Origin of the sequence: Burkholderia orbicola, assembly GCF_900100915.1 — a bacterium.
GTDB lineage: Bacteria > Pseudomonadota > Gammaproteobacteria > Burkholderiales > Burkholderiaceae > Burkholderia > Burkholderia orbicola.
Genome location: NZ_FNKW01000001.1, coordinates 3290200 through 3312176 on the forward strand (window position 1 = coordinate 3290200; position 21977 = coordinate 3312176).

Consider the following 21977-nt stretch of genomic DNA (forward strand, 5'->3'; position numbering starts at 1 on the left):
GGCCGATGCGTGCGCCAATGCGCCGGCCCCGCCCACTGGATGGAGACAAATCCGTGACGACGCCCGTTACCGTCGGCGTGATCGCGAACCCCGCTTCGGGGCGCGACATCCGCCGCCTCACGACGCATGCATCCGTGTTCCCGACCGCGGAGAAGGCGAACATGATCGTGCGCCTGCTGGCCGGCCTTGGCGCGATGGGCGTCGAGCGCGTGCTGACGCTGCGCGACCGCACGGGTATCGCGACGCTGCTGCTGCGCGCGATCGACACGCATCGCGCGGTCGCGCCGCACGAGCGCTGGCCGCAGGTCGAATTCGTCGACTTGCCGATCACCGATTCCGTCGCCGACACGCAGGCCGGCGCGGCCTATCTGCACCGGATGGAAGTGGCGCTGATCGTCGTGCTCGGTGGCGACGGCACCCATCGCGCGGTGGCCGCGCATTGCGGCGCGACGCCGCTCGTCGCGCTGTCCACCGGCACCAACAACGCATTTCCCGAACATCGCGAGGCGACCGTCGCCGGCGTTGCCGCAGGGCTTGCCGCGACCGGCGCCGTGCCGGCCGAGGTCGCGTTCGTGCGCAACAAGCGGCTCGTCGTGCGCTGCGTCGCGGGCGCGCAGCCGGGGCGCGAGGAGATCGCGCTCGTCGACGTGTGCGCCGCGCGGCAGCGCTTCATCGGCGCACGCGCGATCTCTGGCTCCGACGACATCGATCCGCTCTACCTGACGTTCGCGGAACCGGACGGCATCGGCCTGTCCGCGCTCGGCGGCGCGTGGGCGCCGCTCGAACGCAGCGCGCCGCACGGGCTCGCGATGCGCTTCGCGCAAGCCGGCAACGCGGCCGGCACGCCGCTCGTCGCGCCGATCGCGCCGGGGCGTGTCGACCGCGTCGTGATGCGCAGTTGCGAGCGGCTCGAACCGGGCACGTGGCACGCGATCCCGTTCGAGCGCGGCACGCTCGCGTTCGACGGCGAGCGCGAGATCGAGGTCGCGCGCGGCGATCGCTACGAGATTGCGCTCGACTGGCACGGGCCGCTGACGGTCGACGTCGGCCGCACGCTGCGCTACGCGTCGTCGCGGCAACTGCTGCGCGACGCGGGTGCGTGGCATGACTAACGATCGACGGTTGGTTTCACGCACCGGCATTTCGACATCCATCACGATCATCAAGGAGACATCGCCATGACAGCCCCTCTCGCAGGACAGGTCGCCATCGTCACGGGCGGCGCGCGCGGCATCGGCCGCGGCATCGCGCTGACGCTCGCCGGCGCCGGCGCCGACATCCTGCTGGCCGACCTGCTCGACGACGCACTCGACGCCACCGCGCGCGAGGTACGCGCGCTCGGCCGGCGGGCCGCGATCGCGAAGGTCGACGTCACGCAGGCCGCGCAGGTCGACGCGATGGTCGCGCAGGCGCTCGCCGACCTCGGCGGGCTCGACATCCTCGTGAACTGCGCGGGCGTGATCAGTATTCATCCGGTCGCCGAACTGACCGAGCGCGACTGGGATTTCGTGATGGACGTGAACGCGAAGGGCACGTTCCTCGGCTGCCGGGCGGCACTCGCGCACCTGAAGGCACAAGGGCGCGGCCGGATCATCAACGTCGCGTCGATCGCGGGCAAGGAAGGCTTTCCGAATCTCGCGCATTACAGCGCATCGAAATTTGCGGTCGTCGGCTTCACCAACGCGCTGGCGAAGGAGCTTGCGCGCGACGGCGTGACCGTCAATGCGATCTGCCCCGGCATCGTCCGTACCTACATGTGGGACCGGCTGTCCGACGAATGGAAGACCGACGGCGAATCGGTCGAGCAGTCGTGGCAGCGGCACCAGTTGACGCTGATTCCGCAGGGCCGCGCGCAGACACCGGAAGACATGGGCCGGCTCGCGCTGTTCTTCGCGACGATGGACAACGTGACCGGCCAGGCTGTGAACGTCGACGGCGGCTTCACGTTCCACTGACGGCACCAGGCCGTGCAATCCGCCGCCACGGCATGGCCGGGGCGGCATTCGCAGTCAGACCTACCCAGGAGACACACATGAACGCTTCGACACAGCTCGGCAGGGACAAGCTGCTGGACGCCTATCGGCTGATGCGCACGATCCGCGAATTCGAGGAACGCCTGCACGTCGAATTCGCGACCGGCGAGATACCCGGCTTCGTTCACCTGTACGCGGGCGAGGAGGCATCCGCCGTCGGCACGATCCTGCACCTCGGCCTCGACGACTACGTGGCCACCACGCACCGCGGCCACGGCCATTGCATCGCGAAGGGCGTCGACGTGCACGGGATGATGGCCGAGATCTACGGCAAGAAGACGGGCGTCTGCCGCGGCAAGGGCGGCTCGATGCACATCGCCGACCTGTCGATGGGGATGCTCGGCGCGAACGGCATCGTCGGCGCGGGCGGCCCGCTCGTGTGCGGCGCGGCGCTCGCGGCCAAGCACAAGAAGACGGGCGGCGTCGGCGTGTGCTTCTTCGGCGACGGTGCGTCGAACCAGGGCGTGATCTTCGAATCGATGAACCTCGCGTCGGTGTGGCGGCTGCCCGCGATCTTCGTCGCCGAGAACAACGGCTATGCGGAAGCGACGTCGTCGAGCTGGTCGGTCGCGACCGACAACATCGCCGATCGTGCGAACGGGTTCGGGATGCCGGGCGTGATCGTCGACGGCTTCGACTTCTTCGCGGTGCACGAGGCGCTCGGCGAGGCCGTCGAACGGGCGCGCAACGGCGGCGGCCCGACGCTCGTCGAAGTGAAGTTCACGCGCTACTTCGGCCACTTCGAGGGCGATGCGCAAACCTACCGGGCACCGGGCGAAGTGCAGAAGCTGCGCGACGAGAAGGACTGCCTGAAGCATTTCGAAACGCGCGTCGTGCGCGCCGAAGCGCTGACGACCGACGACCTGCGCGCGGTCGACGCACAGGTGAAGGCGCTGATCGACGACGCGGTCGCGCAGGCGAAAGCGGCGCCGCTGCCGGATGCCGCCGACCTGCTGGCCGACGTCTACGTGTCGTATCCGTGAGCGCGGCCTGATCCAGCAGCCGGCACGGCGAACCGAACATTCCAGGAGACAGACATGGCAAGGAAGATCACTTATTCGCAGGCGATCAACGAGGCGCTCGCGCAGGAAATGGCGCGCGACGACAGCGTGATCGTGATGGGCGAGGACAACGCGGGCGGTGCGGGCGCGCCGGGCGAGGACGACGCATGGGGCGGCGTGCTCGGCGTGACGAAGGGGCTGTTCCACAAGTTTCCGGGCCGCGTGCTCGATACGCCGCTGTCGGAGGGCGGCTACATCGGCGCGGCGGTCGGCGCCGCCGCGTGCGGGATGCGTCCCGTCGCGGAACTGATGTTCATCGATTTCATGGGGGTGTGTTTCGACCAGATCTTCAACCAGGCCGCGAAATTCCGCTACATGTTCGGCGGCAAGGCCGTGACGCCGGTCGTGATCCGCGCGATGTACGGCGCCGGCCTGCGCGCGGCCGCGCAGCACTCGCAGATGCTCACGTCGCTGTTCACGCACATCCCGGGGCTCAAGGTCGTGTGCCCGTCGACGCCGTACGACGCGAAGGGGCTCCTGATCCAGGCGATCCGCGACAACGATCCCGTGATCTTCCTCGAACACAAGCTGCTCTATACGCGCGAGGGCGACGTACCGGAGGAATCCTATGCGATTCCGTTCGGCGAGGCGAACGTGCTGCGCGACGGCGACGACGCGACGATCGTCACGTACGGCCGGATGGTCCATCTCGCGATGGACGCGGCCGCGACGCTCGCGAAGGACGGCATCCAGTGCGACGTGATCGACCTGCGCACGACGTCGCCGCTCGACGAGGAAACGATCCTCGAAAGCGCGGCGCGCACCGGGCGCGTGGTGGTGGTCGACGAAGCGAATCCGCGCTGCTCGATCGCGACCGACATCGCCGCGCTCGTCGCGCAGCGCGCGTTCCGGTCGCTCGAGGCGCCGATCGAACTCGTGACCGCGCCGCACACGCCCGCGCCGTTCGCCGGCGTGCTGGAAGACCTGTATATCCCGTCCGCCGATGCGATCGCGCAGGCGGTACTCAAGACGAGGAGCTGACACGATGTCGATTCACATGATCACGATGCCCAAATGGGGGCTGTCGATGGAGCAGGGGCAGGTCAACGGCTGGCTGAAGGCGGTCGGCGAACGCGTGGCGAAGGGCGACGAAGTGCTCGACGTCGAGACCGACAAGATCTCGTCGGGTGTCGAATGCGCATTCGACGGCACGCTGCGCCGGCAGGTCGCGCAGGAGGGCGAGACGCTGCCCGTCGGCGCGCTGCTCGGCGTCGTCGCGGCCGCCGAGGCGAGCGATGCCGACATCGACGCGGCGATCGCCGACTTCCAGCGCGATTTCGTGCCGAGCGCGGCGTCCGACGAGGCGGCCGGCCCGCAGCCCGAGAAGGCGCAGATCGGCGGTCGCACGGTCCGCTTCCTGAAGCTGGGCGAGGGGTCGGGCACGCCCGCCGTGCTGATCCACGGCTTCGGCGGCGACCTGAACAACTGGCTGTTCAACCACGCGGAGCTCGCCGCGCACCGGCCGGTGTGGGCGCTCGATCTGCCCGGCCACGGCGAATCGGGCAAGGCGGTCGAGACCGGCAGCCTCGACGAACTGGCCGACGCGGTGCTCGCGCTGCTCGATGCGCAGCACATCGAGCGCGCGCACCTGATCGGCCATTCGATGGGCGGGGCGGTCGCGATGACGGTGGCCGAGCGCGCACCGCAACGCGTTGCATCGCTCACGCTGATCGCGAGCGCGGGGCTCGGCACCGACATCAATCGCGCGTACATCGACGGGTTCGTCGCCGGCAACAGCCGCAACACGCTGAAACCGCACCTCGGCGCGCTGTTCGCGAACGACGCGCTGGTCACGCGGCAACTCGTCGAGGATCTCGTCAAGTACAAGCGGCTCGAAGGCGTGCAGGCCGCGCTGGAGAAGATCGCGCACGCCGCGTTCGACGGCGCCGCGCAGCGGCGTGTGTTCCGCGACCGGCTCGCGACGCTGGCGCCGCGCACGCTCGTGATCTGGGGCGAGCGCGACCAGGTGATTCCCGCGCAGCATGCACAGGGCTTGTCGGACGGCGTGCGCGCCGAGGTGATCGCCGGCAGCGGGCACATGGTGCAGATGGAAGCGGCCGCCGACGTGAACCGCCTGATCGTCGCGTTCCTCGGAGACTGACGATGACCGCCGCGCTCGAACGACCCAGCCTCACGGCGCTCGGCCAGCCCGGCGCGAGAAGTCGCGACAAGCTCGCGCGCATTCCGGTGCGCGTCGAGCCCGCGGCCGGCGCGGCGCTGCCGAAGCCGCCGTGGCTGCGCGCACGGCCGATGATGAGCGCGGCGGTGGCCGACATGGCCGCCGTGCTGCGCGAGCATCGGCTGCATTCCGTCTGCGAGGAGGCGATGTGTCCGAACATCGGCGAATGCTTCGCGCAGCGCACCGCGACCTTCATGATCATGGGCGGGCTGTGTACGCGGCGTTGCCCGTTCTGCGATGTCGCGCACGGCCGCCCCGAGCCGCTCGATCCCGACGAGCCCGAGCGGCTGGCCGACGCGGCGGCGCTCGGATTGCGCTACGTCGTGATCACGTCGGTCGACCGCGACGACCTGCGCGACGGCGGCGCCGCGCATTTCGCCGCGTGCATCGCGGCGGTGCGCGCGAGCGTGCCGGGTATCGGTGTCGAGGTGCTGACGCCGGACTTCCGCGGCCGCGCGGCGCGTGCGCTCGACGCGCTGTCGTCGGCGTGGCCCGATGTGTTCAACCACAACATCGAGACGGTGCCGTCGCTGTATCGCGCGGCGCGGCCGGGCGCCGACTATCGCGGCTCGCTCGAACTGCTCGCGCAGGCGAAGGCCGCGCGGCCGACGCTCGTGACGAAATCGGGCTTGATGCTCGGGCTCGGCGAGCGCGACGACGAGGTGCGGGACACGCTGCGCGACCTGCGCGCGCACGAGGTCGACGTGCTGACGCTCGGCCAGTATCTGGCGCCGTCGGAACACCATTTGCCGGTGCGGCGCTACGTGAGCCCCGAGGCCTTCGCCGCATGGCACGACGAGGCGTTCGCGCTCGGTTTCAGGGAAGTGGTCGCCGGCCCGCTCGTGCGCTCGTCATATCACGCGGCCGACGTGCTGGAGAGCGCGTAGCGCGCCGCGCGTCAGGCCGCGGCGGCGTGCGCGCGACTGATGCGGCGCAGGTACAGCACGAGCCCCGCGCCCGCGAGCATCAGGCTGACCGTGTTCGCGAACCAGAAGCCGCGCGCGCCGGTCAGCCACGCGGGCGCGATCCCGCCCACGTCGAAGCCGAGCACGTAGCCGCCGCTGAGTCCGACGCCCCACAGCGCGACCGCGTAGATCACGGTCGGCACGACCGCCACCTTGTACGCGCGCAGCACGAACGCCGACGTGACCTGCAGCGCATCGAACACGTGGTAGCACGCGACGATCGCGACGAGCGGCATCGCGGCCACGGCGACGGCCGGGTTCGGCGTATAGCCGCCGATGATCAGCGGGCGCAGCGCGAACACGAGCACGCCGTAGGCGGCCGCCACCCCGCACGCGAAGATCACGCTGTGCCGGCCGAGCAGCCGGGCTTCCTCGGCGCGTCCCGCGCCGAGCGCGCGCGCGACCAGCGTCGACGCCGCTACGCCGATCGATAGCGGCGTCATGTACAGCACCGCGCCGATGTTGCCGGCGATCTGGTGGCCGGCGAGCGTCGTCGTGCCGAACTGCGCGATGAACAGCGCCATGCACGTGTACGACGTGACCTCGATCAGGTACGACAGGCCCATCGGCACGCCGAGCTTCAGGATCGCCTTCTGGCGCGCCCAGACGGGCCAGCAGAAGCGCGAGAAGATCGCGAGCGGTGCGAACACGTCGAGCTTCGCGAGCAGCGTGTAGCCGATCAGCGCGAGCGCCCAGTTGATCAGCGTGCTGGCCAGCCCGCAGCCGGGGCCGCCGAGCGCCGGTACGCCGAAGCCGCCGAAGATGAACCACACGTTCAGCGGAAACTTGAGCAGCAGCGCGCCGATCTGGAGGATCATCGCAAGCCGCGGCTTGCCGGCCGCGTTGGTCAGCGCGTTGTAGATGCGGAATACGAGGCTGGCGGGCAGCCCGTACGACAGGATGCGCAGGTAGTCGACGGTGCGGTCGTGCAGCGCGGCGGGCGCATGCGCGACGCGCAGCAGCGGCTCGGGAAAATGCAGCAGCAGGAAGCCCGGAATCGAGAGCAGCAGCGCGAGCCACAGCGCCTGGCGCACTTCCTCGCCGATCTCGGCATAGCGCCGCGCGCCGTACAGTTGCCCGGTGATCGGCTGCAGCGCGGACAGGATGCCCGTCAGGCCGATGTAGATCGATACGTAGATCGACGAGCCGAGCCCGAGCGCGGCGAGATCGACGGCCGAGTAGCGGCCGACCATCGCGGTGTCGATCACGCCGAACGCGATGATCGCGAGCTGGCCGACCAGCACCGGCCACGCGAGACCGACGATCCGGCGGATGTCGCCGAACATCGTCAATCGGCCGCCTGGCGGCGCGGCGGACGCCGCTTGACGGGCGTCTTCGGCCGTTCGATGCGCTCGTACAGGCGGAAGCGCTCGTCGCGGTCGGCGACGCGGCGGCCTTCCCAGACGAGACGCCACACGTATTGCGACATCGCGCTCGGCTCGCCGAAGTCGGCGCGGTCCTGACGCAGGATCACGTCGCAGTCGCCGGAGAAATCGAAGCGCATGTTACCGAAATACGCGAAGGTCGCGATCTGCGCATCGCCGAGCCGCACCGGCGAAATGCACTCGTAGTCGGACGGCAGGTGCACGGCGATCTGTTGCGCGACGTCGCGATAGGTCCGGCCGTAGTTGACGATCGGCAGCCACAGCGTCATCAGCAGCACCCACATCAGCGTGGTGCCCGCGCTCGACAGCACGACGCTGCGCCACAGCACCTTCGGCTGTCGCGACACGCGCCAGCGCGCGAGGAAGCACCAGCACACGGTGACGATCACCGCGCAGATGAACGACAGGATCTTGAAATGCGGCTCGTAGCCGGGCACGAGGCGCGCGAGGTTGCGCGCGAGCGGATGCGGGAAGCCGGTGAGCGACGCGAGCCAGACGAGCCACACGAAGGTGCCGAGGATCGTGAAGCTCAGCACCGCGAACCAGTCGATCGCGTTGATCGCGCCGCGCTTGAGGGTCGGCAGCGCGAACGTCGCGAGCACCGCGAGCGGCGGCAGCAGCAGCATGTACATGCGGTTCGACTGCTGGCTTTGCAGGATCACGAGCGCGACGAGCGGCACGGCGACCGACAGCGGAATCGCGATGTGCGCGCGGCGACGCATGCCGGCCCAGCTCCACCACGCCCAGATCGCGAGCGGCCACGCAGGCCACGTGAACAGCGGCAGGTTCTTCGCCGCATAGCCGAGCACGGCCGTCGGCGGGCCCGAAAAGCGCATCAGGCTGCCGTGGATCCACTGGTTGAAGAACCACGCGGCGTCGTCGGGCGCCGCGACGAAGGCGGCGAGCGGCCACAGCGCGAAGATCGCGGCCGCGAGCGGCACGCCGACCAGCGGCAGGCGCAGGTTGCGCATCTCGGGCGTGACGAGCCACAGCGCGGCCGTTCCCGCGAGCAGCGCGACGACCAGCACCGGGTTGCCGGACAGCGCAACGAGGCCGATCGAGAGGCCCCACCACAGTGCGCCTTGCAGCGGCTTGTCGATGCCGCGCACGATCCCGTACACGAGCATCGCGATCCACGCGAACTGCGCGAGCTGCGGCGTCGTTTCGTGCCCGCGTTCCGCGAGGCCGAAGCAGGCGACGAGCACCAGCAGCGCGCCGTCCGCGAGGGTGCGGCCGTAGTCGCGCGGCTCGGGTTCGCCGCCGAATGCGTATTTGAACGGTTGAACCTCGGCGCGCCGGCCGAGCAGGTAGGCCGCGTACCAGACGAATGCGCACGCGACGCAGAACAGCACGCCGGTATCGACGCGCGACGCGTTGCTCGCGTCGACCCACGGGCCGAGGCCGCGGATCGACAGCGCACCGAGCCAGTAGCCGAGCGGCCCGTCGGTCGTGATGAACTTGCCGACCAGGTTCGGCAGCAGCCAGTCGTGCCAGCCGCCCTTGGCCATCGTCCACATCACGCCGAAGCCCGCCGCGTCCTCGTTTTTCCACGGGTCGCGGCCGAACAGGCCGAACGCCGCGTAGACGAAGCAGAGCGTGAGCAGCAGCCAGCGTGGCAGCGCACGCGTGGCGGAGGCGGTGAGACGGACGACAGGCTTCATGCAGATGAGCGATTTGTTATGGGCGGGCGGCCGGCGCGGTGGCGCGCGGTCGAGCCGGTTTCGAGCATCCGGCATTGTAGTCGCGCCCGCTGTTGTGCGTCAGGTCGTTTCCCGGGCGCCGGGCGGCGTCTTTCCGGGCGAGCAGAGACAAAAAAGGGCAGCCTGGGCTGCCCTTTCGTGCGGTACCGGTGCGTAGCAACCACCGGAACGGTGCAAAGCTTACTTTGCTGCAGCCTTGCCGTTGGCGCGTGCGCCGAACTTGTTCTTGAACTTCTCGACACGGCCTGCCGTGTCCATGATCTTTTGCTGACCCGTGTAGAACGAGTGCGATTCCGACGACACTTCGATCTTGGCGAGCGGGTAGGTCTTGCCTTCGTGTTCGATGGTTTCACGCGTCTGGATCGTCGAGCGCGTGATGAACTTGAAGCCGTTCGACATGTCTTGGAAGACGACTTCGCGGTAGTCCGGGTGAATGCCAGGTTTCATGATTTTCCTTGGTGATAGCGGTAGCCAACCCGCCGCTTGCCGTGTCGAGCCGCCCCGATGGGAGCGATTCGGCCGACGCCAAGCCCGGCGCGAGCCACTTGCCTAAGGTCGAAAAACGGTGATTATGCCAGAAAATCAGACGGTTGACGAATAATTTTCACGGTGCGTCGAGGGCCCCGGTGCCGGCCGGATCTTGCCGGTAGTAGCGCGCCAGCAGCCGGTACAGCTCCGGAAATTCGGATTCGAACGCTTTCGGCCGGACGAACAGCGCCTCGCTGCACACCGCGAAGAATTCCGACGGGTGATCGGCTGCATAGGGATCGATCAGCGAGTCCCGCTCGAAGCGCGCCCATGCGCGATCCGGCACCGCGTCGACGCGTGCGCAGAACTGGTCGTACGCATGTTCGAACACGTCGGCCCACGCCTGCGCGTCGAGGTGCGGCGCATGCCAGCGGCGAAACAGGGGCGGATAGCCGTCGGCCGCGCCGTTGACCATGTCGATCTTGTGCGCGAACTCGTGGATCACGACGTTGTACGCGTCCCGGCCGTCCGTCATCTGCGCGTCTTCCCACGACAGGATCACGGGGCCGCCTTCCCATGCCTCGCCGCTCGCATCCTGCTCGACTTCGTGGACGACGCCGTCCTCGTCCTGCACCGTCTTGCGGATCACGAATTCGCCCGGATACACGACGACGCCCACCCAGCCGTCGTACAGCGACAAATCGAGATTCAGCACGGGCAGGCAGGCCTGCGCGGCGATCGCGACGATCATCGCGTCGGTCAGTTCGAGCCCGTGCGCGGTCGAAAACGATTTTTTCGCGACGAACAGGCTCGTCAGCTCGCGCAGCCGGCCGAGCGCGTCGGGCGGCAGGGTGGCGAGGAACGGCAGGCGCTCGACGGTTTCCTGCCACAGCGCGTCGGGAACCGGATGGCTGCGCAGCGCGCGGTCGCGGCGGCGGTCGTCGAACCAGCGGGTCAGTTTCGAAAGCATGGAGGCGGCGGACGAAAATCCAAAGCCTGTCTTTTAACTCAATCGATCTGTTTTTGCCATGCCGCGAAGAGGCCGCCGACGAGCGCCACGCCCGCGAGGAAGTAAAAACCGTCGAGCGACGCGAGGAACGACGCCTGTTGCGCGACCATCCGCGCGATCGACGCGATCGCGAGGCCGTGCGCGTCGTTCAGCGCGTGGCCGGCGGCCGCATAGCTGCGCGTCAGTGCATCGACGGTCTGCTGGAACAGCGGGTCGAACACGCTCGCGCGCTCGACGAGCCGCGTCTGGTGCACGGCCACGCGGTGCTGCTCGACGATGATCACCGACGACGTCGCGAACGAGATCGTCAGTTGCCGCACGATGTTCTTCAGCCGGTAGCCGTGCGTGTATTCGTCGATCGCGAAGATCCGGAACGTGAGGTTCGCGACCGGCAGCACGATGAAGAGCAGCAGCAGCCCGCGCAGCAGCAACGGGACGATCAGCGCGGCTTCGCCGACCTGCGGCGTCATCCGGGTCATCCACACTGCGGCCGTGACGGCGATCGCGAACCCCGGCACGACGAACCACTTCTTGTGCGCGACGAATTTCGCGTAGCGCAGGTAGGCGAACAGCGCGGTGGCCGAGATCAGCGACATCGTGCCGACCAGGCGCCCGGCATTCTCGACCGGATAGCCGAGCCCGCCCTCGAGAAGCCGCGCCGTCAGGTAACTGAAGCCCGTCGTCTCGTAGTAATAGAACATGTAGAGCAGCAGCCCGACCTGGAACGTCCGCTCGCGGAACGCATGCAGCCGCACGAGCGGCGTCGGATGGTGCCACTGGTGATACGCGAACCACGCGAGCGCGCCGAGCCCGGCGAACGTCAACACGATCAGCATCGGCGAGCCGCTGTAGAGCTGGTAATGCACCTGCTGCAGCACGATCTGCAGCGCCCCTTGCGCGAGCGCGAACACGACGTACGGCCAGAAATGTCCGGAACCGCGTTCGTCGTCCGGCGTGCGGCCGGAATCGGGCAGCGTGAGCAACGCGAGGATCGCGAACGCGATGCCGGCCGGCGCCGTGCACGCGAACAGTGCGCGCCACGTCGAATGCGCGACCAGCAGCCCGCCGACGATCGGCGCGAGCGCGCTGCCGAGCAGGATCATGATCAGGAACGCGCGCGTTGCGGGCGGTCGCTCCTGCGGCTTGAAGCTGATCTGGATCAGGATCCGGCACGCGCCCATCATCGGGCCGATGAAATAGCCCTGGAAGCCGCGCGCGAACGCGAGCTCCAGCGACGTGTCGGCCAGCGCCGCCGCGATCGCGCCGAACGAGAACATCAGCATGCAGCCCGCGACGTAGCGGCGATGGCCGAGCCGGTCGACCCACCATTGCTGCTGCAGGATGCCGAGCACGGCTGTGACCGCGTAGGCGCTCGACGACCACACCAGTTCGTCGGGCGACGCGTTGATGCCACCCGCGATGTAGCTCGCGAAGAACGAGAAGACGGCGTTGTCGAAGTAGTCGATGCCGGTGACGAGCGCGAGTGCCCACGGGAACAGGTCCCCGCGCAGGTTCGCGCGGCTCCATAGCGGCGGCCGGCCCGGCACCGCGTTCATTCGCGGTCCTTGCGGGCGCGCCGCGCGCCGGCTTCGGCCCGCCGCTGCGCGATCAGTTCATCGGCGTTTTCGCCGGCGAGGCGCCGCTCGACGTAGTCGATGTCGTGCTGCAACTCCTTGCGCAGCGCGACGGCTTCCTTCAACTCGCGCTGGACGGCGGCGATCCGCCGGTCGAGCGTATCGATCTGCTCGGCGAGGCCGGTGCGGATGTCGCGCAGCGAGGCATCCGAATAGCGGCGCCGGCCGTCGCCCGTTTCTTCCAGCGGACGCTTCAGCATTTCGGTGATGCCGTGCAGCGAGAAGCCGAGCGCGCGCAGCCGCAGGATGCGCGCGAAGCGTTCGAGGTCGGCTTCGTCGTAGAGGCGGTAGCGGCCTTCGCTGCGCGATGGCGTGACGAGCCCGCGCTCTTCGTAATATTTGAGCGTGCGCGGTGTGACGCCGAGTCGCGACGCGGCGTCGCTGACGGTCAGGAGCGGGGTGGCGGCATCGTTCGGCATCGGGTGCGGGGAATTCGAAGGGACAATGACGCGATTATAGATCAACCTGTACGTTCACGTTCAGGTTGGGATCGAAAAACGGCCGCCGGGCAGGGTGCACGGGCGGCCGTGTTGCGGAGCGGGGGCGATCAGCCGCCGCGGCGCATCAGGTCGAAGAACTCGGAGTTGCTCTTCGTCTGGCGGATCTTGTCGAGCAGGAATTCCATCGCCTCGACCTCGTCCATGTCGTGGATGAACTTGCGCAGCACCCAGATCTTCTGAAGGATCTCGGGCTTGATCAGCATTTCCTCGCGACGCGTGCCCGACTTGTTCAGGTTGATCGACGGATACACGCGCTTTTCCGCGAGACGGCGCTCGAGGTGCACTTCCATGTTGCCGGTGCCCTTGAACTCTTCGTAGATCACGTCGTCCATGCGGCTGCCGGTTTCGATCAGCGCGGTGCCGATGATCGTCAGCGAGCCGCCTTCCTCGATGTTGCGCGCCGCACCGAAGAAGCGCTTCGGACGCTGCAGCGCGTTCGCGTCGACACCGCCCGTCAGCACCTTGCCCGATGCCGGGATCACGGTGTTGTACGCACGCGCGAGACGCGTGATCGAGTCGAGCAGAATCACGACGTCGTGCTTCATTTCGACGAGGCGCTTGGCCTTCTCGATCACCATTTCGGCGACCTGGACGTGGCGCGTGGCCGGTTCGTCGAACGTCGACGCGATCACTTCGCCGGCGACCGAGCGCTGCATTTCGGTCACTTCTTCCGGGCGCTCGTCGATAAGCAGCACGAACAGGATCACGTCCGGGTGGTTCTGCTTGATCGCGTGCGCGATGTGCTGGAGCATCACGGTCTTGCCCGACTTCGGCGACGCGACGAGCAGGCCGCGCTGGCCCTTGCCGATCGGCGCGATCATGTCGATGATGCGGCCCGTGACGTTTTCCTCGCCGCGCATTTCGCGTTCGAGCGACAGCGGCTTGTTCGGGTGCAGCGGCGTGAGGTTCTCGAACATGATCTTGTGTTTCGAGGCCTCGGGCGGCTGCCCGTTGACTTTGTCGACCTTCACCAGCGCGAAGTAGCGCTCGCCGTCCTTCGGCGTGCGGACTTCACCTTCGATGGTGTCGCCGGTGTGCAGGTTGAAGCGGCGGATCTGCGACGGGCTGATATAGATGTCGTCGGTGCTCGCGAGGTACGACATTTCCGGCGAGCGCAGGAAGCCGAAGCCGTCCGGCAGCACTTCGAGCGTACCGTCGCCGAAGATCGTCTCTCCCGTCTTGGCGCGCTTTTTGAGAATGGCAAACATCAACTCCTGCTTGCGCAGGCGGTTCGCGTTTTCGATCTCCAGGCCATTGGCCATTTCGATCAGTTCGGAGACGTGCAGAGACTTGAGCTCGGATAAATGCATACGGAGAACCCGCCAGGGAGGAGATGCGACGAAAGAAATAAGGGAGGAGGGCGAGCGGAAGCGCTCAGAGACTTAAATGCGTCTTGTCGACGTTTTTTAATTCTAGCATAGCCCGATTCGCGCTTGAGCGAGCGATCGGCGGCGTGACGGCGGACGTGTTGCCGACTGACAACACGTCCGCGGAACTGCCGGTATTACAGGTGGCTGTCCAGGAATGCGGTGAGCTGCGACTTCGACAGCGCGCCGACCTTCTGCGCGGCGGCCGCGCCGTTCTTGAACAGGATCAGCGTCGGGATGCCGCGCACGCCGAATTTCGCGGGCGTGGCCTGGTTGTCGTCGACGTTGATCTTCGCGATCTGCAGCTTGTCGCCGTAGTCCTTCGCGACTTCGTCGAGGATCGGGGCGATCATCTTGCACGGGCCGCACCATTCGGCCCAGAAATCGACGAGTACGGGCTTGTCGGACTTGACGACGTCCTGTTCGAACGATGCGTCGCTGATGTGTTTGATCTGTTCGCTCATTGGGTCAATACCTCTTACGGTTCGGGGACTGCCTGCTTGCGCGTTGCGGCGTACCGGCCGCCGTAGGCTGCCGGCCGCTGCGGCAGGTCACTCCGCCTTTCCGGAAAGGAGGGGCGTAAGCGCTGCATGCCGCGGCTCGCGGGTCGTTCGGGCGTCATATTAGCCTAAATTGCTATCTGCTGCGGGCGGCGATAGTAGCCGCTACGCGAGTAGGGGTACGACGCGACGTTCGACCGTCGTGCCACGCAGATGGAGGCCGGTCCGCCAATTGCAAGGGTTGGGCCGCATTCAGCCCGTGCGAAGGGGCGACGCGCCGGTTTGCCCGGCGATATTCGCATTGATGCGAACAAACGGTCGCATTCATCCGGAAGCGGTGATAGAATATGCCGTGACGGGCCTCCTCGCATGGTGGGGCGGTGAACCTGGTCAGGTCGGGAACGAAGCAGCCACAATCGTTTTCCGCCAGTGCCGAGGGTTGGGCTCGTCACCTTCCTTCTCGCCCCGTTCGCAGGGCGTTTTTTATTTCTGCGTCACACTCCGTTCGACCTGCCTCTTGCCCGTCTTCCGCACCGTTTCGCGTGTCGGCGCGACGCAGCGTTACTGATACAATTTCCCGATGACCTATCAAGTTCTCGCACGCAAGTGGCGTCCGAAGGATTTCGCTTCGCTCGTCGGCCAGGAGCACGTCGTCAGGGCGCTCACGCACGCGCTCGACGGCGGGCGTCTCCATCACGCCTATCTGTTTACCGGAACCCGCGGTGTCGGCAAGACGACGCTGTCGCGGATCTTCGCGAAGGCGCTCAACTGTGAAACCGGCGTCACGTCGCAGCCGTGCGGCGTGTGTCGCGCCTGTCGCGAGATCGACGAGGGCCGTTTCGTCGATTACGTCGAGATGGACGCGGCGAGCAACCGCGGCGTCGATGAAATGGCCGCGCTGCTCGAGCGCGCGGTGTACGCGCCCGTCGATGCGCGCTTCAAGGTCTACATGATCGACGAAGTGCACATGCTGACGAATCACGCGTTCAACGCGATGCTGAAGACGCTCGAAGAGCCGCCGCCGCACGTCAAGTTCATCCTCGCGACGACCGATCCGCAGAAAATCCCCGTGACCGTGCTGTCGCGCTGCCTGCAGTTCAACCTGAAGCAGATGCCGGCCGGGCACATCGTGTCGCATCTCGAGCGGATCCTCGGCGAAGAGCAGATCACGTTCGAGCCGCAGGCGCTGCGCCTGCTCGCGCGCGCCGCGCAGGGCAGCATGCGCGACGCGCTGTCCCTGACCGATCAGGCGATCGCCTATTCGGCGAACGAGGTGACCGAGTCGGCGGTGTCGGGCATGCTCGGCGCGCTCGACCAGACATACATGGTGCGCCTGCTCGACGCGCTCGCGGCGGCCAATGGCCCGGAAATCCTCGCGATTGCCGACGAGATGTCGCTGCGCAGCCTGTCGTTCTCGACCGCGCTGCAGGATCTCGCGAGCCTGCTGCACCGGATCGCCTGGGCACAGTTCGCGCCAGGCTCGGTGCTCGACGAATGGCCGGAAGCGGCCGACCTGCGTCGTTTTGCGGAGACGCTGAGCCCCGAGCAGGTGCAATTGTTCTATCAGATCGCGACGGTCGGGCGCGCCGAGCTCGGCCTGGCGCCCGACGAGTACGCTGGTTTCACGATGACGCTGCTGCGGATGCTCGCGTTCGAGCCGGCCGCTGGCGCCAGCAGCGCGCCGGGCGGCCAGCCGTCCGTGCCGCCGCGTGCCGCGCCGGCCCCGCGTGCTGCCGCGGCGCCGACCGCTGCCGCGGCGAAGCCGGTGTCGGCCACGCCCACCGGCGCAGCGCGTCCGCAAGCTGCGGCGCCGGCTGCACCGGTTGCGCCAGTCGCCCGTTCGGCGCCCGCGCAGTCAAGCGATGAAGCCGAACGGCCGGCCGCCAAGCCGCCTGCCGCCCAGTCACCGGCAGAGGCCGCAGCCCCGGTACCGGCAGCGGCCGACGCACAAGCGATCGAGCTGCCGCAGCCGGAAACGAAGGCGGCGCCCGCTGGCGACGTGCCGCCTCCCGCCCGGAAGGAACCCGAGCCGCCTGCCGTTGCCGCCGTGCAGCGAAACGACGAACCGGCTCCGCAGGCCGAACCGGCGCCGCGCGCCGCGTCGCCCGAGCCGGCCGCCGTGCGTCCGTCGGCGCGCGCAGGCGGTGCCGCCGCCGCGCTCGACGTGCTGCGCAATGCAGGGATGCGCGTGTCGTCGGACCGCGGCGGGCGCGCAGGCGCGGCAGCCAAACCGGCGGCCCAGCCGGCCGCCGAGAAGCCGGCCGCGCCGCGTCCGGCCGTCCAGGTGCCGACGCCGCGTACCGCTGCCCGCGCGCCGCAAGCAGCCGAGTCGCGCCAGCCGTCGCCGCCGTGGGAGGACATTCCGCCCGACGACTACGTGCCGCTCAGCGCCGACGAAATGTTCGGCGGTTCCGACGACGGCTTCGTGCCGGTGTTCGACAGCGGTCCCGACGATGTGCGTGTGACGCCGAAGCCGGCGGAAACCCGTCCGGCCGCGCCGATCGACACGCGGCCGCTGCCGCCCGCGATCGCGCTCGATCCGATCGGCTTCGACGGCGAATGGCCGGCGCTCGCCGCACGGCTGCCGCTGAAGGGTGTCGCGTACCAGCTCGCGTTCAACAGCGAGCTGACGGCCGTCGATGCGGGCACATTGAAACTGTCCGTGCCGGTGCCGCAGTATGCGGACGCCGCGCAGGTGACGAAGCTGAAGGCCGCACTGGCCGATGCGCTCGGCAAGCCGGTCGAGGTGAGCGTCGAGGTCGGGCCCGCACGGCGCACCGCGGCGGCGCTCGATGCGGCCGCGCGCGCGGCGCGGCAGCGCGAAGCCGAGCAGGAGATTCACGGCGATCCGTTCGTCCAGCAGCTCGTGCGCGAGTTCGGTGCGCGCATCGTCGAGGGGTCGGTGCGTCCGCTCGCCGATTCGGCGCCGGACGGCGTGCCGCCCACACTCCATTGAACTGACCGCCCCGCGACAGGCACAATCACGCCCCGCACACATTGGCCGGCACGCGCCGCGTGCCGGTTTTCACACGATCAAGAAGGAGTATTCCCATGTTGAAAGGCAACCTCGCCGGACTGATGAAGCAAGCGCAGCAAATGCAGGAAAACATGAAGAAGATGCAGGAGCAGCTTGCGCTCATCGAAGTCGAAGGGCAGTCGGGCGCCGGCCTCGTGAAGGTGACGATGACGTGCCGCAACGAAGTGCGCCGCGTGTCGATCGACCCGAGCCTGCTCGCGGACGACAAGGACATGCTCGAGGATCTCGTCGCCGCTGCATTCAACGACGCGGTACGCAAGGCCGAAGCCACGTCGCAGGAAAAGATGAGCGGCATGACGTCGGGCCTGCCGCTGCCCCCGGGCTTCAAGCTGCCGTTCTGAGCGCGGCGTCCTTGCCACTCTTTGCCGCCGTATGAAACAGCCGTCCGCCCTGTCCGCTCTCGTCGAAGCGTTGCGCGTGCTGCCCGGTGTCGGGCCGAAATCCGCGCAGCGCATGGCGGTTCACCTGATGCAGCACGATCGCGAGGGCGCGGAGCGGCTCGGCCGGTCGCTGCTATTCGCGACCGAACACCTGCAGCACTGCGAGAAGTGCAACACGTTCACCGAAGCGCAGATCTGCGAGGTCTGCAGCGACGAGGAGCGTGATCCGACGCTGCTGTGCGTCGTCGAGACGCCTGCCGACCAGATCATGCTCGAGCAGACGATGACCTACCGCGGGCTGTATTTCGTGCTGATGGGCCGACTGAGCCCGCTCGACGGAATCGGTCCGAAGGAAATCCATTTCGACCGCCTCGTGCGGCGCGCGTCGGACGGCGTCGTCAAGGAGGTCGTGCTCGCGACCAACTTCACGAACGAAGGCGAAGCCACCGCCCACTACCTCGGCCAGACGCTCAAGGCGCGCGGGCTGGCGGTCACGCGCCTCGCGCGCGGCGTGCCGGTGGGCGGCGAGCTCGAGTACGTCGACGCGGGCACCATCGCTCGCGCGATGCTCGACCGCCGCACGATGTAAGCCGGGCGCCGCCTGCCGGCGGCGCCGTTCCTCATGCCAGGGAGACACATGAGCACCAGCCAGGGCCCGCTCGCGGGCGTCAAAGTGCTCGAATTCGGAACGCTGATCGCGGGGCCGTTCGCGTCGCGGCTGTTCGCCGAATTCGGCGCGGAAGTGATCAAGATCGAGGATCCGAACGGCGGCGACCCGCTGCGCAAGTGGCGCAAGCTCCACCCGGAGCAGGGCGGCACGTCGCTGTGGTGGTCGGTACAGGCGCGCAACAAGAAATCGGTCACGCTGAACCTGAAAGCCGACGCCGGCAAGGCGATCGCGCGGCAGCTCGCGAGCGAGGCCGACATCGTGATCGAGAACTTCCGCCCGGGCCTGCTCGAAAAGCTCGGGCTCGGCTACGACGTGCTGTCGGCCGACAATCCGGGCCTCGTGATGGTGCGCCTGTCCGGCTACGGGCAGACGGGCCCGTACCGCGACCGGCCCGGCTTCGGCGCGATCGCCGAATCGATGGGCGGGCTGCGCCACATCACCGGCTATCCGGATCTGCCGCCGCCGCGCATCGGCATCTCGATCGGCGATTCGATCGCGGCGCTGCACGGCGTGATCGGCGCGCTGATGGCGCTCCATCACCGCAAGGTCAACGGCGGCGCGGGGCAGGTGGTCGACGTTGCACTGTATGAAGCGGTGTTCAACATGATGGAAAGCGTGGTGCCCGAGTACGGCGTGTACGGGATGGTGCGCGAGCGCACCGGCGCGTCGCTGCCGGGCATCGTGCCGTCGAATACGTACGCATGCCGCGACGGCAGCATCGTGATCGGCGGCAACAGCGATCCGATCTTCAAGCGGCTGATGAAGGCGATCGAGCGCGACGACCTCGCCGACGATCCCGCGCTCGCGCAAAACGACGGACGCGTGCCGCGCACGCAGGAAATCGACGACGCGATCGCCGCGTGGCTCGCGCCGCGCACGATCGACGAGGCGCTCGTCGTGCTCAATGCGGCCGACGTGCCGGCCGGGCGCATCTACAGCGCGGCCGACATGTTCACCGATCCGCAGTTCGTCGCGCGCCAGATGATCCAGCGTTTCAAGCTGGCCGACGGCACCGACATTCCGCTGCCGAACATCACGCCGAAGCTGTCGGACACGCCGGGCGAAACGCGCTGGCTCGGGCCCGAGCTCGGCGAGCATACCGACGAGGTGTTGCGCGGCCTCGGCTACGACGCATCGGCGATTGCCGCGCTGCGCGAGGCGGGCGCGATCTGAGTGCTGCAAGGCCTGCGCGCTTCGCGCCGGCCCTCCCGACGAAGGTTTCCCCAAGGCGATTTTCTCTGGGCGGAAAACCCCGTCGGCCCGGTGTTTTCCCCAGCGCGCGGAACGCCGCCGCGTCGTGCGGCGGCGCACCGCGTGTCCATGCGTATACCCGCCCGTCCGCGGTGGCCGGACTGTCGCTCTCGCGCCATCTTTCCTCGGTTACAATCGCCGGATGCGAATCCTACTCAGCAACGACGACGGCTATCTCGCCCCCGGTCTCGCCGCGCTCAGCGAAGCGCTGCAGCCGCTGGCCGAGCTTACGGTGATCGCGCCCGAGCAGAACTGCAGCGGCGCGTCGAATTCCCTCACGTTGTCGCGGCCGCTGTCGGTGCAGCGGGCGGCGGGTACGGGTTTCTTCTACGTGAACGGCACGCCGACCGATTCGGTGCACGTCGCGCTGACGGGGATGGCCGACGCGAAGCCGGACATCGTCGTGTCCGGCATCAACAACGGTCAGAACATGGGCGAGGACACGCTCTATTCGGGGACAGTTGCGGCCGCCACCGAAGGCATCATGTTCGGTGTGCCGGCCATCGCGTTCTCGCTGGTCGACAAGGGCTGGGCCCGTCTGGCCGACGCCGCGCGCGTCGCCGCGGAAATCGTCGCGCACTACCTCGCGCATCCGCTGCCGGGCAACCCGCTGCTGAACGTCAATATTCCGAACCTGCCGTACGACGAACTGAAGGGCTGGAAGGTCACGCGCCTCGGCAAGCGTCATCCGTCGCAGCCGGTGATTCGCCAGACCGACCCGCGCGGCGAGCCGATCTACTGGATCGGTGCCGCGGGCGAGGCGCTGGACGCCAGCGACGGCACCGATTTCCACGCCGTTGCAAACGGTTTCGTCTCGATCACACCGCTGCAACTCGATCTCACGCATACGCAGATGCTGCCCGCGACGCGCGAATGGGCGCGCGCCGGAGGGCGGGCTTCATGAGCGGCGAGCGCGCGAAGCGGTTCCCGCTCGCGCTCGAAGATCTCAAGCGAGCGCCACGCAAGTCGGAAGGTCGGCCCGGTGAACGCCAGGCGGCGGGGGCGGTGCCGAAGGCCGCCGACAAACCCGCGGCCGTGCTGAAGCCGGTTGCCGTGAAGCCGGCCGCCGTGCGGGCGCCGCTGCCGGGTATCGCCGCCGCGAAGCCGGCGACCGCACCGAAGCCCACCGCGCTGAAGCCTGCGCTGCCGAAGCCGGCCGCGCCGAGCATCGCGCCGGCCGGCGCGTTCGCCCTCACGTCGGAACGTGTGCGCGAGCGGATGGTCGAACGCCTGCGCGCGAACGGCGTGACCGATGCGCGCGTGCTGGACGCGATGGCCGCGGTGCCGCGCCACCTGTTCGTGGATCCGGGGCTCGCGACGCAGGCCTACGAGGATTCGGCATTGCCGATCGGCCACCAGCAGACCATTTCAAAGCCGTCGGTCGTCGCGCGCATGATCGAGCTCGCGATGGCCGGCCGCACCCTCGAGCGCGTGCTCGAGATCGGCACGGGTTGCGGCTATCAGGCCGCCGTGCTGAGTCACGTGGCACGCGACGTGTATTCGATTGAACGCATCAAGCCGCTCTACGAGCGCGCCAAGCTGAACCTGCGGCCGCTGCGCGTGCCGAACATCCGACTGCACTACGGCGACGGGCGTGTCGGCCTGCCGTCCGCGGCCCCGTTCGACGCGATCGTGATCGCGGCGGCGGGGCTCGACGTGCCGCAGGCGCTGCTCGAGCAGCTCGCGATCGGCGGGCGGCTCGTCGCGCCGGTCGGCGCGCAGAGCGGGCAGCACCAGGTGCTCACGCTCGTCGAGCGCGTCGCGCACGCGCAATGGCGAGAGTCCCGGCTTGATCGCGTTTTCTTTGTCCCTTTAAAATCCGGAGTGATTTGAAACCG

General features: G+C 68.2%; 20 protein-coding genes and 1 other RNA gene. 13 read left to right on the forward strand and 8 right to left on the reverse strand.

The window, feature by feature from the left end; translation table 11 throughout:
- The first annotated feature begins 53 nt into the window (after positions 1–53).
- From BLS50_RS15740 to lipA, 6 genes are all read left to right on the forward strand, one after another.
- Positions 54–1112 carry an ATP-NAD kinase family protein gene (locus tag BLS50_RS15740; protein WP_074802582.1) on the forward strand — a complete coding sequence of 353 codons (1059 nt, stop codon included), beginning with the start codon at positions 54–56 and terminating at the stop codon, positions 1110–1112.
- Between the two features lie 66 nt (positions 1113–1178).
- Positions 1179–1955 carry an SDR family NAD(P)-dependent oxidoreductase gene (locus BLS50_RS15745; protein ID WP_074802583.1) on the forward strand — a complete coding sequence of 259 codons (777 nt, stop codon included), beginning with the start codon at positions 1179–1181 and terminating at the stop codon, positions 1953–1955.
- A 77-nt stretch (positions 1956–2032) separates the two neighbouring features.
- Entirely contained in the window at positions 2033–3016 is a 984-nt protein-coding gene (locus BLS50_RS15750; protein ID WP_074802584.1) for a thiamine pyrophosphate-dependent dehydrogenase E1 component subunit alpha, read from the forward strand.
- Positions 3017–3070: 54 nt separating this feature from the next.
- The gene (locus tag BLS50_RS15755; RefSeq protein ID WP_074802585.1) at positions 3071–4075 is read left to right on the forward strand and encodes an alpha-ketoacid dehydrogenase subunit beta; all 1005 of its coding nucleotides are present in this window, start codon (positions 3071–3073) and stop codon (positions 4073–4075) included.
- Positions 4076–4079: 4 nt separating this feature from the next.
- Positions 4080–5195: an acetoin dehydrogenase dihydrolipoyllysine-residue acetyltransferase subunit gene (locus BLS50_RS15760; protein WP_074802586.1), complete on the forward strand. Its 1116-nt coding sequence runs from the start codon at positions 4080–4082 to the stop codon at positions 5193–5195.
- A 2-nt stretch (positions 5196–5197) separates the two neighbouring features.
- Positions 5198–6160: a lipoyl synthase gene (lipA, locus tag BLS50_RS15765; RefSeq protein ID WP_074802587.1), complete on the forward strand. Its 963-nt coding sequence runs from the start codon at positions 5198–5200 to the stop codon at positions 6158–6160.
- 11 nt (positions 6161–6171) lie between these two features.
- On the opposite strand, the gene BLS50_RS15770 is transcribed toward lipA, so the two are convergent.
- From BLS50_RS15770 to trxA, 8 genes are all read right to left on the reverse strand, one after another.
- Positions 6172–7524, reverse strand: a complete 1353-nt coding sequence (locus BLS50_RS15770) for an MATE family efflux transporter (protein WP_074802588.1) — start codon at positions 7522–7524, stop codon at positions 6172–6174.
- A gap of 2 nt (positions 7525–7526) precedes the next feature.
- The gene (locus BLS50_RS15775; protein ID WP_080486868.1) at positions 7527–9359 is read right to left on the reverse strand and encodes an ArnT family glycosyltransferase; all 1833 of its coding nucleotides are present in this window, start codon (positions 9357–9359) and stop codon (positions 7527–7529) included.
- 144 nt (positions 9360–9503) lie between these two features.
- Positions 9504–9770, reverse strand: coding sequence for a type B 50S ribosomal protein L31 (locus BLS50_RS15780; RefSeq protein ID WP_011549676.1), 267 nt, complete (start codon positions 9768–9770; stop codon positions 9504–9506).
- A gap of 157 nt (positions 9771–9927) precedes the next feature.
- Positions 9928–10761 carry a M90 family metallopeptidase gene (locus BLS50_RS15785; protein ID WP_006478659.1) on the reverse strand — a complete coding sequence of 278 codons (834 nt, stop codon included), beginning with the start codon at positions 10759–10761 and terminating at the stop codon, positions 9928–9930.
- Between the two features lie 38 nt (positions 10762–10799).
- Positions 10800–12356: an MFS transporter gene (locus tag BLS50_RS15790; RefSeq protein WP_074802590.1), complete on the reverse strand. Its 1557-nt coding sequence runs from the start codon at positions 12354–12356 to the stop codon at positions 10800–10802.
- Entirely contained in the window at positions 12353–12853 is a 501-nt protein-coding gene (locus tag BLS50_RS15795; protein ID WP_074802591.1) for a MerR family transcriptional regulator, read from the reverse strand. The genes BLS50_RS15790 and BLS50_RS15795 overlap by 4 nt, the downstream gene beginning before the upstream one ends.
- 128 nt (positions 12854–12981) lie before the next feature.
- Complete coding sequence (rho, locus tag BLS50_RS15800) at positions 12982–14244, reverse strand: transcription termination factor Rho (RefSeq protein WP_006478662.1); 1263 nt, start codon at positions 14242–14244, stop codon at positions 12982–12984.
- Between the two features lie 194 nt (positions 14245–14438).
- A complete protein-coding gene (gene trxA, locus BLS50_RS15805) occupies positions 14439–14765 on the reverse strand; it encodes a thioredoxin TrxA (protein ID WP_006402348.1) in 327 nt (108 codons plus the stop codon).
- 390 nt (positions 14766–15155) lie between these two features.
- Here trxA and ffs point away from each other — a divergent pair.
- The 7 genes from ffs (at position 15156) to BLS50_RS15840 (ending at position 21972) form a co-directional block, all read left to right on the forward strand.
- Positions 15156–15254: signal recognition particle sRNA small type (gene ffs / locus BLS50_RS15810), an RNA gene on the forward strand.
- Between the two features lie 127 nt (positions 15255–15381).
- Positions 15382–17757 (forward strand): DNA polymerase III subunit gamma/tau, encoded by a 2376-nt coding sequence (locus BLS50_RS15815; protein ID WP_074802592.1) that lies wholly within the window; start codon positions 15382–15384, stop codon positions 17755–17757.
- A 95-nt stretch (positions 17758–17852) separates the two neighbouring features.
- Complete coding sequence (locus tag BLS50_RS15820; protein WP_006482124.1) at positions 17853–18179, forward strand: YbaB/EbfC family nucleoid-associated protein; 327 nt, start codon at positions 17853–17855, stop codon at positions 18177–18179.
- Positions 18180–18210: 31 nt separating this feature from the next.
- Positions 18211–18807 carry a recombination mediator RecR gene (gene recR, locus BLS50_RS15825; RefSeq protein WP_006478665.1) on the forward strand — a complete coding sequence of 199 codons (597 nt, stop codon included), beginning with the start codon at positions 18211–18213 and terminating at the stop codon, positions 18805–18807.
- Positions 18808–18855: 48 nt separating this feature from the next.
- Entirely contained in the window at positions 18856–20061 is a 1206-nt protein-coding gene (locus BLS50_RS15830; protein ID WP_074802593.1) for a CaiB/BaiF CoA transferase family protein, read from the forward strand.
- Between the two features lie 220 nt (positions 20062–20281).
- Entirely contained in the window at positions 20282–21043 is a 762-nt protein-coding gene (gene surE / locus BLS50_RS15835) for a 5'/3'-nucleotidase SurE (RefSeq protein WP_027809456.1), read from the forward strand.
- Positions 21040–21972, forward strand: a complete 933-nt coding sequence (locus BLS50_RS15840; RefSeq protein ID WP_074802819.1) for a protein-L-isoaspartate(D-aspartate) O-methyltransferase — start codon at positions 21040–21042, stop codon at positions 21970–21972. The genes surE and BLS50_RS15840 overlap by 4 nt, the downstream gene beginning before the upstream one ends.
- Positions 21973–21977 lie beyond the last annotated feature (5 nt).

Excerpts from the sequence above, each read along its gene's own strand:
- lipA (WP_074802587.1), top strand. The coding sequence starts at position 5,198 with ATGACCGCCGCGCTCGAACGACCCAGCCTCACGGCGCTCGGCCAGCCC.
- BLS50_RS15755 (WP_074802585.1), top strand. The coding sequence starts at position 3,071 with ATGGCAAGGAAGATCACTTATTCGCAGGCGATCAACGAGGCGCTCGCG.
- rho (WP_006478662.1), bottom strand. The coding sequence starts at position 14,244 with ATGCATTTATCCGAGCTCAAGTCTCTGCACGTCTCCGAACTGATCGAA.
- BLS50_RS15750 (WP_074802584.1), top strand. The coding sequence starts at position 2,033 with ATGAACGCTTCGACACAGCTCGGCAGGGACAAGCTGCTGGACGCCTAT.
- trxA (WP_006402348.1), bottom strand. The coding sequence starts at position 14,765 with ATGAGCGAACAGATCAAACACATCAGCGACGCATCGTTCGAACAGGAC.
- recR (WP_006478665.1), top strand. The coding sequence starts at position 18,211 with ATGAAACAGCCGTCCGCCCTGTCCGCTCTCGTCGAAGCGTTGCGCGTG.
- BLS50_RS15785 (WP_006478659.1), bottom strand. The coding sequence starts at position 10,761 with ATGCTTTCGAAACTGACCCGCTGGTTCGACGACCGCCGCCGCGACCGC.
- BLS50_RS15815 (WP_074802592.1), top strand. The coding sequence starts at position 15,382 with ATGACCTATCAAGTTCTCGCACGCAAGTGGCGTCCGAAGGATTTCGCT.
- BLS50_RS15770 (WP_074802588.1), bottom strand. The coding sequence starts at position 7,524 with ATGTTCGGCGACATCCGCCGGATCGTCGGTCTCGCGTGGCCGGTGCTG.
- BLS50_RS15840 (WP_074802819.1), top strand. The coding sequence starts at position 21,040 with ATGAGCGGCGAGCGCGCGAAGCGGTTCCCGCTCGCGCTCGAAGATCTC.
- BLS50_RS15830 (WP_074802593.1), top strand. The coding sequence starts at position 18,856 with ATGAGCACCAGCCAGGGCCCGCTCGCGGGCGTCAAAGTGCTCGAATTC.
- BLS50_RS15760 (WP_074802586.1), top strand. The coding sequence starts at position 4,080 with ATGTCGATTCACATGATCACGATGCCCAAATGGGGGCTGTCGATGGAG.
- BLS50_RS15820 (WP_006482124.1), top strand. The coding sequence starts at position 17,853 with ATGTTGAAAGGCAACCTCGCCGGACTGATGAAGCAAGCGCAGCAAATG.
- BLS50_RS15780 (WP_011549676.1), bottom strand. The coding sequence starts at position 9,770 with ATGAAACCTGGCATTCACCCGGACTACCGCGAAGTCGTCTTCCAAGAC.
- surE (WP_027809456.1), top strand. The coding sequence starts at position 20,282 with ATGCGAATCCTACTCAGCAACGACGACGGCTATCTCGCCCCCGGTCTC.
- BLS50_RS15795 (WP_074802591.1), bottom strand. The coding sequence starts at position 12,853 with ATGCCGAACGATGCCGCCACCCCGCTCCTGACCGTCAGCGACGCCGCG.
- BLS50_RS15745 (WP_074802583.1), top strand. The coding sequence starts at position 1,179 with ATGACAGCCCCTCTCGCAGGACAGGTCGCCATCGTCACGGGCGGCGCG.
- BLS50_RS15775 (WP_080486868.1), bottom strand. The coding sequence starts at position 9,359 with ATGCCGGATGCTCGAAACCGGCTCGACCGCGCGCCACCGCGCCGGCCG.
- BLS50_RS15790 (WP_074802590.1), bottom strand. The coding sequence starts at position 12,356 with ATGAACGCGGTGCCGGGCCGGCCGCCGCTATGGAGCCGCGCGAACCTG.